This is a genomic window from Polyangiaceae bacterium (assembly GCA_020633235.1).
Taxonomy (GTDB): domain Bacteria; phylum Myxococcota_A; class Polyangia; order Polyangiales; family Polyangiaceae; genus JACKEA01.
In genome coordinates, this window is the sequence record JACKEA010000001.1 from 2288556 (window position 1) to 2300930 (window position 12375).

The 12375-nt window shown below is 68.8% G+C and carries 11 protein-coding genes; 5 read left to right on the plus strand and 6 right to left on the minus strand.

Annotation, left to right across the window (positions count from 1 at the left end; all coding sequences use genetic code 11):
- The first annotated feature begins 25 nt into the window (after positions 1 to 25).
- The gene (locus tag H6717_10145; protein ID MCB9577372.1) at positions 26 to 1096 is read left to right on the plus strand and encodes a PilT/PilU family type 4a pilus ATPase; all 1071 of its coding nucleotides are present in this window, start codon (positions 26 to 28) and stop codon (positions 1094 to 1096) included.
- A gap of 141 nt (positions 1097 to 1237) precedes the next feature.
- Positions 1238 to 2203, plus strand: coding sequence for a biotin synthase BioB (gene bioB / locus H6717_10150; protein ID MCB9577373.1), 966 nt, complete (start codon positions 1238 to 1240; stop codon positions 2201 to 2203).
- On the opposite strand, the gene H6717_10155 is transcribed toward bioB, so the two are convergent.
- The 4 genes from H6717_10155 to H6717_10170 are packed head-to-tail and all read right to left on the minus strand — an operon-like array spanning position 2101 to position 6211.
- On the minus strand, positions 2101 to 3675 hold the full coding sequence (locus tag H6717_10155; protein ID MCB9577374.1) for a glycosyltransferase family 39 protein: 1575 nt from the start codon (positions 3673 to 3675) through the stop codon (positions 2101 to 2103). The genes bioB and H6717_10155 overlap by 103 nt on opposite strands.
- Positions 3663 to 4739 (minus strand): lipid-A-disaccharide synthase, encoded by a 1077-nt coding sequence (lpxB, locus tag H6717_10160; protein ID MCB9577375.1) that lies wholly within the window; start codon positions 4737 to 4739, stop codon positions 3663 to 3665. The genes H6717_10155 and lpxB overlap by 13 nt, the downstream gene beginning before the upstream one ends.
- Before the next feature lie 58 nt (positions 4740 to 4797).
- Complete coding sequence (locus tag H6717_10165; GenBank protein ID MCB9577376.1) at positions 4798 to 5676, minus strand: matrixin family metalloprotease; 879 nt, start codon at positions 5674 to 5676, stop codon at positions 4798 to 4800.
- Positions 5666 to 6211 carry a hypothetical protein gene (locus tag H6717_10170; GenBank protein MCB9577377.1) on the minus strand — a complete coding sequence of 182 codons (546 nt, stop codon included), beginning with the start codon at positions 6209 to 6211 and terminating at the stop codon, positions 5666 to 5668. Before H6717_10170 ends, H6717_10165 begins: the two co-directional genes overlap by 11 nt.
- A gap of 113 nt (positions 6212 to 6324) precedes the next feature.
- Between H6717_10170 and glnD the strand changes: the two genes are divergently transcribed.
- Positions 6325 to 9015 (plus strand): [protein-PII] uridylyltransferase, encoded by a 2691-nt coding sequence (glnD, locus tag H6717_10175; GenBank protein MCB9577378.1) that lies wholly within the window; start codon positions 6325 to 6327, stop codon positions 9013 to 9015.
- The gene (locus tag H6717_10180) at positions 9012 to 10007 is read left to right on the plus strand and encodes a tetratricopeptide repeat protein (protein ID MCB9577379.1); all 996 of its coding nucleotides are present in this window, start codon (positions 9012 to 9014) and stop codon (positions 10005 to 10007) included. The genes glnD and H6717_10180 overlap by 4 nt, the downstream gene beginning before the upstream one ends.
- A 1-nt stretch (position 10008) precedes the next feature.
- Here the strand turns inward: H6717_10180 and H6717_10185 are convergent, their stop codons facing one another.
- Together H6717_10185 and H6717_10190 are read right to left on the minus strand one after the other, a co-directional pair.
- On the minus strand, positions 10009 to 10893 hold the full coding sequence (locus H6717_10185) for a ParB/RepB/Spo0J family partition protein (GenBank protein ID MCB9577380.1): 885 nt from the start codon (positions 10891 to 10893) through the stop codon (positions 10009 to 10011).
- Positions 10890 to 11657 (minus strand): ParA family protein, encoded by a 768-nt coding sequence (locus H6717_10190; GenBank protein ID MCB9577381.1) that lies wholly within the window; start codon positions 11655 to 11657, stop codon positions 10890 to 10892. Before H6717_10190 ends, H6717_10185 begins: the two co-directional genes overlap by 4 nt.
- Before the next feature lie 372 nt (positions 11658 to 12029).
- Between H6717_10190 and H6717_10195 the strand changes: the two genes are divergently transcribed.
- The gene (locus H6717_10195) at positions 12030 to 12224 is read left to right on the plus strand and encodes a transcriptional regulator (protein MCB9577382.1); all 195 of its coding nucleotides are present in this window, start codon (positions 12030 to 12032) and stop codon (positions 12222 to 12224) included.
- The last annotated feature ends 151 nt before the right edge of the window (positions 12225 to 12375 follow it).

A 12375-nucleotide genomic window follows, 5' to 3' on the forward strand; every position in this document is an offset into this window, starting at 1 on the left:
GGTATGCTCCGGAGTCGTGGTCAGCATGCAGCCCGGCTCGGGCACCAATCCGTACTCTTCGGAGGCGTACCTTCACCAGCTCCTGAGCAAGGCCATCAACGCCGGAGCCCGGGACGTGCATCTCAAAGTGGGTCAGCCGCCGGGGGCTCGAGTGCGCGGCTCCATCGTGTACTTCCGCGTGGACAAGCTCCGCCCCGAGGACACCGAGGCGGTCGCTCGGCATCTGATCAAGGAGCAGGAGCTCCGGAACAACCTCAGCGGCTTCAACGAGTACGACACTTCTTACGCCGCGCCCGGCATCGGTCGCTTCCGCGTGAACGTGTATCACCAGCGCGGGACCCTCGCGATCGTGATGCGCGCCATCCCCTTCGACGTGCCGCGGCTCGACGACCTGGGCGTGCCGGGTGCAGTGCGAGAGCTGGCGGAGCGGGACCGGGGCCTGGTGCTGTGCGTGGGCGCTGCCGGCAACGGCAAGAGCACCACGCTGGCCGCGATGATCGCGCACATGAACGAGAACATGTCGCGTCACGTGGTCACCATCGAAGACCCCATCGAGTACCTGCACAAGGACGGCCGTTGTTCCATCAGCCAGCGCGAGATCGGGATCGACACGGCGAGCTTCGCGGACGCGCTGCGGGCTTCCCTGCGACAAGATCCGGACGTGATCCAGGTGGGTGAGATCCGCGACTCCGAGACCATGGAGATTGCCCTCAAGGCCGCCGAGACGGGCCACTTGGTGCTGTCCACGCTGCACACTCCGGACGTCGCTCGTACGGTGAATCGCGTGGTGGCGCTCACCCGCGGGGATCCCGAGGACGTGCGCGAGCGCCTGGGGGACGCGCTGCAGGGCGTGATTGCCCAGCGGCTTTTGCCCCGGGCGGATGGTCAGGGCATGGTGCTCGCAGCGGAGCTGCTCAGCATCACCGGCTCCGTGCGCGAGTCGGTCAAGCGCCCTCTCGGCAACCCGCCGCTCAAGGAGCTGATGGAGGCGGGGCAGGGCATGTACGGCATGCAGACCTTCGAGATGAGCGTGAAGGCGCTGCTCCGCGAAGGGCTGATCGAGCGCGAAACCGCGCGCGCGGCCATCGGCTTTTGACGCGTCGCTGCGCGAGTCCGCCACGCGTGGTTCCGCGCCGGGCCAACATCCATGGCATCAGGGGGTTGGTCCGCCGCGGAACCACGCGGAAGTCCGGTACGGCAGTTCCATCCCGCGGGGGAATGCTCTAGATACCTCCGCATGTCTGCACCGATTCGCCACGATTGGACTCGCGCCGAGGTGCGCGCCCTTCACGACCTGCCGCTGTTCGAGCTGATCGACAAGGCGCGCGCCGTGCACCTGGCGATGCATCCCGAGGGCGAGGTGCAGCTGTGCACGCTGCTCAGCGTGAAGACCGGTGGCTGCCCGGAAGACTGCGCCTACTGTCCGCAGTCCGCCCACTACAAGACCGACGTGGAGCGCGAGTCGCTGATGAGCGTGGACGAGGTGGTGGCGGCCGCGGAGCGCGCGGTGTCGGTGGGTGCCACGCGCTTCTGCATGGGCGCGGCCTGGCGCGAGGTGAAGGAGGGGGAGGCCTTCGAGCAGGTGCTGGAGATGGTGCGGCGGGTCAAGGGCATGGGCCTCGAGACGTGCGTCACTCTCGGCATGCTCAGCGCGGAGCAGGCGGCGCGGCTCAAGGAAGCGGGGCTCGACGCCTACAACCACAACATCGATACCTCCCGCGAGCACTACAAGTCGATCATCTCGACCCGCGGCTTCGAGGACCGCTTGGCCACGCTGCGGAACGTGCGCAGCGCGGGCATCACCGTGTGCACCGGCGGCATCATCGGCATGGGCGAGGGGATCGACGACCGCTGCGCCATGCTGGTGGAGCTGGCGCGGCTCTCGCCGCATCCCGAGAGCGTCCCCATCAACGCGCTGGTTCGCGTGCCGGGCACGCCGCTCGAGAGCCTGCCGCCGGTGGAGCCGCTGGAGCTCGTGCGCATGATCGCGACGGCGCGCATCATGATGCCGAGCTCTCGCGTGCGGCTGAGCGCGGGGCGCTCGGAGCTGCCCAAGGAGGCGCAGCTCTTGTGTCTGTACGCGGGGGCGAACAGCATTTTCTACGGCGACACGTTGCTCACCACGCCGAACCCGGATCCCTCCGCGGACGACGATCTGGTGCGCACCGCGGGGCTTCGCCCCCAGGTGTCGGCGCCGAGCTGACCGACGCCTTCGGTCTTGTCCAGCCGCGTGACCCAGATGGTGCGCACCACGCGGCCGCCGCGGCGCACCTCCACCTTGCTGCGGCTCTTCACCGTGCGGCCGGGCAGCTCGAGCTTCGGATCGAGGGGGAAGCGGCTGTCGTAGACGAGCAGCACCACGGGTGCGTCGAGCCAACGGCTGCGCGGGTACCAGCGGTCGAAGTCGTCCCGCTGGGGCGTGTTGCAGCCCACCGGCGCGCGGTTGCCGAGGGCGGCTTGGGCTTGGGCGCACACCACCCAGTGCGGCCCCACGACGACCGGCAGGCGATGGGTCTCGAGGGCGGTGCGCGTCACGGCGTCGTCGAGCAGTCGACCGCCCGGTCCCCAGGCGACCAAGTCGTTCGCCAGATCGTACTTCGGTTGATACAGACCTCCGAGCAGCCGCGGCGGCAGCTCGGTGGCGACCCACAGCCACGTGAGCAGCGTGAGCGCCGCACCCGTGACCAGGGAGGCGACCGCGAGCTTCGGGCCCACGCGCTCGGAGCGTGCGGCGTGGATCGCGAGGGGCAAGTACGCCGGTGCGAGCCAGTGCGGCTCGGCGACCTTGGACCACAGACACAAGGCCGCCAGCACCACGCCGGGGACCACCGTGCACAGCCACAGCAGGCGGCTTGCGGCGTCTTCGGCGCGGCGGCGATACAGATCCACGGCGACGAAGCCGCTGGCGACGAGCAAGACCGGCGAGACGTACACCAGCTGTCCGCCGAGGAGCGCGCCCAGGTTGCGGAACGAGAGCCCGGCCTGGCTCTGTGTCGTGATCAGGCGATGGCGCAGCATGGGACTGCCGTTCTGGACTTCCCACAGCACCACCGGCGCCAGCAGCAGGAGCACCAGCAGGGCCGCGGCCCAGGGCGCGAAGGTTCGAAGCCGCGGGCGGAGCGCGCGAAAGCCGAGGCTCGCGGCCAGGGCGAGGGCGAGCAACAGCGCGCTCACCTTGCTGAGGGTGGCGATGCCGACGAGGGCGCCCACGCCCAGCGTGGCAGCGAACGCGGCGAAGCTCGACGGCGGGCGGGAAAGGGCGAACAGCGCGAGGGTGAGGGCGCCGAGCCAGGCCGTGGCCATCAATAGATCCGGCGTCAGGCCGAAGAGCCCCACGGCCATCTCCGGTGCCAGCGCAAGGGCCAGCACGGTGCGCGCGGCGCGAGACCAGGGCGCGCCGGTGGCCCGCGCCGCGAGGCCGCCGATCCAGGGCACGGCCGTGGCCAGCACGGCGGTGAGCAGGTGGGTCTTCAGGGGAGACGGAGCGCCCAGCCAGCGGGCGACCTGCCCGACGAAGCCGGGATGATCGAGATAGGCCGGCTGCGGATGCAGTCCGTAGCAGATGTAAAGCGCCTCGGCGTCACCGAAGCCCACGTGACCGGCGAGCTGAAGGCGCAGCGCGAAGAGCGCGATGCTGACGAACACGGCCCAGCGCAGCGGCGTCACGAAAGCCACGGCTTCATGTGCTCGGCGACGCGCTCCGAGGGCATCTCCGTGTCCTCTTCCAGCGGCTCTTCCAGGCTGGCGCGGACCGCGCGGCAGCGGGAAAGCCACGCCTCCCGCTCGTCCAGGAGACGACCGGCTTCATCCGCCAGGGCATCGGCGGTGAGTGCGCTCTGCAGCAGCTCCGGAAATACACCTCTGCCCAACACGATGTTCGGCAGCCCGACGTGGTCGATGCTCAGGTAGCGGCGCGCCATCGCTTCGCTGAGGGCGCCCGTGCGGTAGCCAATCACCGGCGGCACTTCCGACAGCACGCACTCCATGGTGACGGTGCCGCTCGCCGCGAGGGCCACGTCGAAGGCCGGCAGCACCGGGGGCGCGTTGGAAGAGATCACGCTGACGCCGGCCTGCGCGGCGCGGCGCGCGACGCCGTCGGCAACTCGTCGCGGCAAGGTGGGGGTGAGCACGATGCGCGCGTCGAGGGCGCCCCGCTCGGCGCGCAGCAGGGCGACGGCTTCCAGCATTGCGGGCAGGTGCGCGCTCACTTCGTGCGGGCGGCTGCCGGGCAACACCGCGACGTACTCCGCGTAGGGTGTCATGCCGAAACGCTCGCGGGCCGCGTCACGGCTCACGCTGGGTGCCTCCAACGCGGGATGGCCGACGTAGGTCGCGCTCACGCCGTGACTCCGCCACAGTCGCTGCTCGAAGGGCAGGATCACGGCCATGCGATCGCAGGCGTGCTTGAGCGTCGGCGCTCGCTCGCCGCGCCAGGCCCACACCTGCGGCGGCGCGTACCACAGCACGCGCGTGCCGAGCTCCCGCAGACGCGGACCGAGCCAGCCGTTGAACTCCGAATAGCCGACCAGAAGCGCGGCGCGCGGTCGCAGCTGTTTGGCGCGCGCCAGGAGCTTGCGCGCCGCGCTCGCGATCCGCGGCGCGCGGGCCAGCACGCTGCCGATGCCCATGGCGCTGATGCTGCTGGCGTCGGTGAGCAGCTCCACCCCCGCAGCGCGGAGCTCGGCGCCGCCGAGACCGAACGCGTCCACGCCGAGGCGGCGCACGACGGGCGCCGCCATTGCGTCTCCCGAGCCTTCGCCGGCGGAGACGAGGAGCACGTTTTCTCCACGCACGCGACTAGGAGCGGCGGCGGCGCGCCGTGAGCAGCGCCAGGCCGAGCAGCCCGGCGAACACCGCAAGGGATCCGGAGCCCGAGGGACGGCCGGGAGCGGTCGTGCAGCAGCCCTTGTCCTCGGGCGTCTTGCACTTGGTGGAAAACCCGTGGCGTGGCGTCGCGTCGCAGGCGCGGGACGTGTCTCCCGGCGGGTAGATGCTGCAGATGCCCGCGATGTCGTCGGCTTCCAGCGAGCGCATGCTGGTGTCCCCGGTGGCGTAGTAGCTGAACATCGTGGCGCTCTGATCGCACGAGTGCGACAGACCCAGGAAGTGACCGGCCTCGTGGGTCGCGATCGAAAGCAGGTCGTACTGAGTGCTGACGTCGCCCACGGTGATGGCGTTCTCCGCCGAGTTGATTTCCACGTCGGCGTCGAAGATCTGTCCCGTCTTCACGTTGAAAGTGATGGTGGTCAGCGCCAGCGTGGAGTTGGATCCGACGTACGGCCAGTAGTCGTCGCGAAACATCCAGATGTTCGCGTTGGGCGCGTCCTGGTTGTACTCCTGACGGTCGCAGGTGACGGCGCCGAAGTCGTTCAGGTTGATGCTCGGCGTGCCGCCCACGGCACAGGGCGCGGACTGCCACTGGACGAAACCGGTGGCCACGGCGTTCCTCAGCGTCTCGAAGTCGATGCCGCGCAAGGGCGAGCCGTCCACCTGGGTGCTGAAGGAGACGCAGGAGCTCGGCCAGTACAGCGGCAGCCCGCCATCGAGGCACTGATCGCAGCTGGGGCTGGTGGAGCACGTCTTGGAGGTACAGGTGGTGGTGCGGCAATAGGCGGACGCCGCGGACGAAAGCCCGAAGACGAAGAGCCCTGCCGCCAAGGCAATCTCAGCGCGCACGCCACGCTCCTTGGATACGACGGCGGGCTTCGGACAGCGACTGACCCACCAGATCCTGGACCGCCGAACCGGCGACGCCGCGCAGCTCCGATAGGCGAGGGCTCGGGCGCAGCGTGCCGCGGATCGGATAGTGCCCCTGGGCCATGGCGCTGACCGCGTGCTCGCCGCCACCGATGTCCGCGAGGAACAACACGGAGTCCTCGCCGATCAGCAGCAAGGCCTCGCCGTGGACGACCTGTCCCACGTCCCCCACCTGTCCGCCCAACGTGCGGACCAAGAGCTCGGCCCCGGGAGCGCTTCCGGCGATGGTCTCGTTCACGCGCAAGCGCGTGGTGGTGACGATGCGCTTTCTGCCGGCCACGGTCTCCCAGCGGCTCTGCGCATCCAGTGCGGTACCGACGACCGAGATCTGGCTGTCGGCCGACAGCTCCTTCAAGGTCACCGCCCGCGCAATGCTGGCCTGAGCTCGGCGCGGGAGAGCCACCGCCGCGGCCGCCCCCATGAGCGAAAGAAGGGCGCTTCGCCGCGAAATCATCGAGGTGGAGCCTAGCGCGACCGACTGATGGCGGCCAGCGGCTTCGGTTTGCACCTGGGCCCCGAGCGCTATAAAGCTCTGGCTTGTCGGCCGGTCCGACTCCCCCCAACCCAATGACGTCGACGACGACGGCCAATGCGCCGCTCTTGGAGGCAGTCTCACCGACCCTCGCGGGTGAGCTTCGCCGCTACCTGGATCGCCACAAGAAGGAAGTGGAGGCGATGATCCGGCGGGGCGATGCCGCCGCGGGGCTACCAGCAGGGCAACGCCACGCGCGGATCTTCGATGGCTTGCTCTCGTCGCTGTTTCACGCCGTGCACGCCGCCCTCGTGCACCACGACAAATGGCGTCCCGTGACCCTGGCGGCCGTGGGCAGCTACGGCCGCGGAGCGCTGTGCTTCTCCAGCGATCTGGACGTGCGGCTGTTGACCGCGGGCTCGGATGCAGAGAGCGCCCAGCCCATCGCCGAGGCCCTGCTCTACCCACTGTGGGACTCGGGTCTTGCGATTGGTCATCAGGTGGTGACCGCCGACGACATGGTCGAGCTGGCGCGCACGGACTTGCCCACCGCGACCACGCTCCTCGACTGGCGCATCATCGCGGGGGACCCAGAGCCGAGTCAGGCGCTGCTCGCCCGCGTGTTCGAAGGTGTCTTTGGAGTGGGGCAGATCCGTGAGTTCCTCGAGCGCCTCCAGGAGCGCGCCCAGGCGCGCCACGAGCGCTACGGCGGCTCGGTGTACCTGCTCGAGCCGGACGTGAAGAACGGTCCAGGCGGCCTCCGGGACCTGGACATCGCTCATTGGGCTGCCCGCGCCCGCTGGCGCTCGTCCGAGCTGTCGGAGCTCGTTCGCCTCGGAGTACTGGTCACGCGCGAGTGGCAGACCATCTCCGAAGCCCAGAGCCTGATGTGGCGCGTGCGGAATCTGCTGCACGTGTACGCTGGTCGCCGTTCGGACCGCTTGAGCTACGACCGGCAGGAGCAGCTGGCGGAGGACTTGGGGTACGGCGCCGGTGGGGCGGCGGTGGAGCACTTCATGCGGGACTACTACCGGTCCGCCCGCGAGGTGCTCCGAGCGCGGGACATGCTTCTTGCCCGCGCCGCACCACCACCCACGCGCAGACCGCACGAAGTGAGCATCGGCAAAGGGCTCAAGATCATCAACGCTGCGGTGACCCTGGCGCACCCGTCGGCGTTGGACGCCGAGCCGGCGCTGGCCCTGCGTCTGTACGACGAAGCGGTGCGGCGAGGCCTGCCGGTGTACGAGTTCGCCCGCGACACGGTGGCGCGCGCGGTCACGCGCCCCGAATTCTGCGAGCGCCTGCGCGAGAGTCGCGAGGCCGCCAAGCTCTTCGTGCGCCTGGTCACCACCGCGCAGCGCACGCGCTTCAAGAACGGCAGCGTCCTCGGGGAGCTGCACGACGTCGGCCTGCTGTTGGCGATGATCCCGGAGTTTTCTCCGGTCGTCGGTCGCGTGCACCACGACGTCTATCACGTGTACACGGTCGACGCGCATTCGATCGCCGCCGTGGATCGCCTGCGCGCGCTGTCCCGCGGTGATCTCGGCCACGAGTACCCGTTGGCCTCTCGACTGGCAGCGGAGATCTCCCGGCCCGCGGTGCTCTACTTCGCGACCTTGCTGCACGACGTGGGCAAGGACATCGGCGGCAAGAATCACTCGGAGCGCGGCGCGCGGTTGGTGAAGGACATATTGCGGCGCCTCCCGTTTTCCGAGGCCAGCATCACCGCCGTGGCGCAGCTCGTGGAAAAGCACCTGCGCATGTACCACGTGGCCACGCGCCGGGACATCGACGACCCGGAGACGCTCAGCGGTTTCTGCGCCGAGGTGCGTAACCACGAAAAGCTCCGCGAGCTGTATCTGCTCACCGTGTGTGACGTCAGCACCACCAGCCCCACGGCGATGACCGCCTGGAAGGCGCGCATGCTCGACGAGCTGTACCACGCCGCGGATCGGACGTTGGGGGAGGGCCGGGAAACGCTGAGCGAGGTGCTCACGGAGAAACGCAAGGCGGTGCAGGAGCTGTGGGGCCAGCCCGAGGACGAGAAGGAAGCGCAGTTCCTGCAGCACGTGCTCGAGGCCGTGCCGGAGCGCTACCTCTACGCCAACGATGCGGAGCACATTCTCCGCCACCTCCGATTCGCGTGGGCCGCACGGCTGGAGTCCGCCACCGTGGACGTCTTGGCTCGGGACGAGGAGTACGCCGAGCTCTGCTTCGTGGCGGACGATCGGCCGGGGCTCTTGGCGCTGGTCACGGCGGCGTTGGCGGCGGCGCGCCTCGGCGTCGTGGGAGCGCAGATCTACTCCTGGCTGGACGAGAGCGGTCGCGTGCGTGCCCTCGACCTGTTCTGGGTGAAGGGCAGCAGCAACGCCGACGCGATCCGCTCCGCCATTCCCCGGATCCAGCGGGATCTGGGCCGGCTCCTCAGCGGCGAGCTCGATCCCGAGGCGCTGGTGGCGGGGGCCGGCTCCTCGCGAGTCTGGTCCGAGCGGCATGCGCCTGCGGTGCCCACGGAGGTGAGCCTCGACGACCACGCCACCGCTCACACCGTTCTCGAGGTGATGACCGAGGATCGCCCGGGCCTTTTGTTCTGGCTGGCGCACACCCTGCAAGAAGCCGGGCTCACCATCGCTCTGGCCAAGATCAACACCGAAGGCAACAGCGTGGCCGACGTCTTCTACGTAGTGGATGCGGCCGGAACCAAGATCAGCGACTCTAGCCGCGTCGAAGACATCAAGGGACGCATCCTTCGCACCATCGCGAAGCTACAAGGGACGGACACATGACGGGTCGGTTTGCCATTGGGGGTGTGTGCGTGGCGCTGCTGCTTGCCGGTTGCGGGGGTGGCAGCCCTCCGCCCAACACACAGGACACCCCGCCTCCGCTGGACGACCCGGGGCAGCCCGCCGTGGCGCCGGCCTCCAGCGCGAAGGTGAAGGAGGGCCGCGACGCGATCCAGGCGGGTGACTTCGAGAAGGCGAAGCAGGTGCTGACCGCGGCACAGGCCGAGACGCCGGACGATCCGCAGGCAGCGTTCTTTCTCGGCGTGGCTCTCGAGAACCTGAACGATGCCCCCGGCGCGACGGCCCAGTACGAAAAGGCCCTGAGCCTGGATCCGAAGCTGGTGGAAGCGTCCATCAACCTGTCGGCGCTGTTGCTCGACGCGGGCGACGGTAAGCACGCCCTCGAGATCATCGACAAGGGTTTGCAGGCGAAGCCGGGGGAGCCGGACCTGCTGATGAATCGCGCGCTGGCCCTGGAAGCCGGCGGCGACAAGGCCGCGGCGCTGGACGCTTACAAGAAGGCTGTCGACGCCAAGCCCGACAAGCTCGACCTCCGGTACGCCTACGCGGAGCTTCTGGCGGGCGCTGGCAAGAGCGAGGAGGCCCAGGCCGAGCTCGAGAAGGTGACCGCCAGCGACGATCCGAAGGTGCTCGCTGCCGCTGCGAACCTGTACGGAAAGCTCGGCGTTTTCGCCAAGTGCGTCGGTGCCCTCGACAAGGCCATCGAGAAGCAGTCCGCGCCCGCGCTACTGGTGCGCCGGGGCGTCTGTCGTCATGGATTGAAGGACGACGCCGGCGCCAAGAAGGACTACGAGGCCGCCATCGCGAGCGACGACAAGTTCGCCCCGGCACACTTCTACTTGGGCCAGCACCTCAAGGCTGCCGGCAAGAAGAAGGAAGCGATCGCGGAGCTCAAGAAAGCCGCCGAGCTTGGCGGCGATCAGGGCGTGGGAGCCGCCGCCAAGAAGGCCCTCGCCGAGCTGGGCGTGAAGTAGCTCACAAGAGCGTTTCCAGGATGCGGTCGAGCTCGTCCCAGGACGAGTAGCGCACCAGGATCTCGCCCTTTCCGTCGCGGTCGCGCACCTCACAGCGGGTGCCGAGCTTGCGCTCGAGCCGGGTTTCCAGGTCCCGCACGCTTGGGCTCTTGCCCTTCTTGCCCTTGGCGCCGGCGCCCTTCTCGGCCTTGGCTCGCCGCACCAGGGCTTCCGTCTGGCGCACGCTCAATTTGCCCTTCACCACTCGGTCGGCGAGCGTCGCCAAGGACAGCTCGTCGGGCGAGCCGAGCAGCGCCCGGGCGTGCCCTTCGGACAGCTGGCCGCCGACCACCAGGGTGCGCACGCGTCCCGGCAGCTTGAGCAGGCGCAGCGCGTTGGCGATGGTGGAGCGGTCCTTGCCCACGCGCTCGCCAAGGGATTCCTGCGTGTAGCCGTGCTCCTTCATCAGGCGATCGAGCGCTTCGGCAAACTCGATGGCATCGAGATCCTCGCGCTGGATGTTCTCGATCAGCGCGAGCTCGAAGGCGTCCTTGGCGCTGACCTCGCGCACGACCACCAGCACTTCGCGCAGGCCCGCCCGTTGAGCCGCGCGCCAGCGCCGCTCGCCGGCGATCAGCTCGAACTCGTCGAGGTTTCCGCGCCGGCGAACGACCAGCGGCTCGATGATGCCGTGCTCGCGAATGCTCTCTGCAAGCTCGCTGAGCGCTTGATCGTCGAAGTGCTGCCGCGGCTGCCCCGCTTGCGGGCGGATCTTCTCCACCGCGCACAGGAACACGTTGCCTTCTCCGTAGCTCTTTTCCGGCGCGCGTGCGGGGGCCGGTGCGCGCGCCGGCAGCAGCGCATCCAGCCCGCGGCCCAGGCCGCGCGGTGGCTTGCCGGGTGTCACGCTCGCGCCTCGATCACTTCTCGCGCCAGGCTCAAATAACCCTGCGCGCCCTTGCAGGACACGTCGTAGAGCAACGCCGGCAGCCCATGAGAGGGCGCTTCGGACAGGCGCACGTTCCGGGGAATCACGGCCTCGAACACGTGAAAGTGCTTCTTTACCTGTTCCGCCACCTGATGCGCGAGGCGATTGCGCGGATCCCACATCGTGAGCACGATGCCTTCCACCTCGAGCGTGGGGTTCAGGGAACCGCGCACCCGGTCGATGGTCGCCATCAGATAGGTGATGCCTTCCAGCGCGTAGTACTCGGGCTGCAGCGGAACGATCACGCGGTCTGCCGCCACCAGCACGTTGAGCGTGAGCACGCCGAGGCTCGGTGGCGAGTCGATGATCACGTACTCGTAGCGCTCGAGATCCGAGCTCTCGAGCAAGCGCCGCAGGTGCATGCCCCGCGCCTCGTCGTCGAACAGCTCGTACTCCACCGCCGTCAGGTCTTGGCTCGACGGCGCGATGTCGAGGGTGCCGAGCGGTGTGGTGCGCACGATGTCCGCCAAGGTGGCGTTGCCGATCAGCGCGTCGTAGATCGTCCGCTCCACCGTGCCTGGAGCTTGACCGACGCCGCTCGATGCGTTCGCCTGCGGATCCAGATCGAGCAGCAGGGTGGGGCGTTCCGCAGCGGCGAGGCTCGCTGCGAGGTTCACCGCGGTGGTGGTCTTGCCCACGCCACCCTTCTGGTTGGCGATGGCGATCACGTTGGGGCGCGTCATGACAGGCGGAGGGGGTTATCGCATCGCTGGGTCGCGAATGCGTCGGGTCCGTAGGCTCTTATCGAAATAGCGACGGCGTTTCTCGTTTTCTTGGTCACCCCCAACGGGTGTCGTACTGTGTGCGCAGATGTAGGTGCGGGTAGGTAAAGGTGAGTAAGCGACGACGTCAAGGGGGGCTCGGGCTCGCGAGGATTCTGGCGGATGCGGAACCTCGCGACCAGAGGGCGCGCGATCGGGTGCTCCACCAGGCCTTCTACGCGCCCCGGGACCCCGGTCCCGGCAGCTGTGACCTCTTCGTCCTCACCCCCGTGGGGGCGTTTCCGAGCGCTCTCAAACCCGAAGAACCGTAGCTCTCGAGGAGAAAGACGACCCATGTCCCGCAACCGAGCTTATCGCAGCTTTGCTGACTTCGAACGCGAGGAGATCCGTCCCGGCCTCCGCATTGGATGGTCCGTCGACGAGCTGGAGGAGCCGAGCCGGAACGAGCTCGACTTCGACGTCGATCCTTGGGAAGCGGCCCTCGATTCCGCGGAATACGAGGACGACGACGATTCCGACGACGAATAGTCGTGACTTGACTTGTCCCGCCTCCCGGGACTCCTTGGCCTCCGCGGACTGCCTCCCGCGGGGGCCGACTTCTTTTGTTGGTCCGCCGCGGAACCACCCGGCTCGTCCCCCCAGCGAAACCCCGGTTCGGCGCCGCCGCTGTTCCATGGCC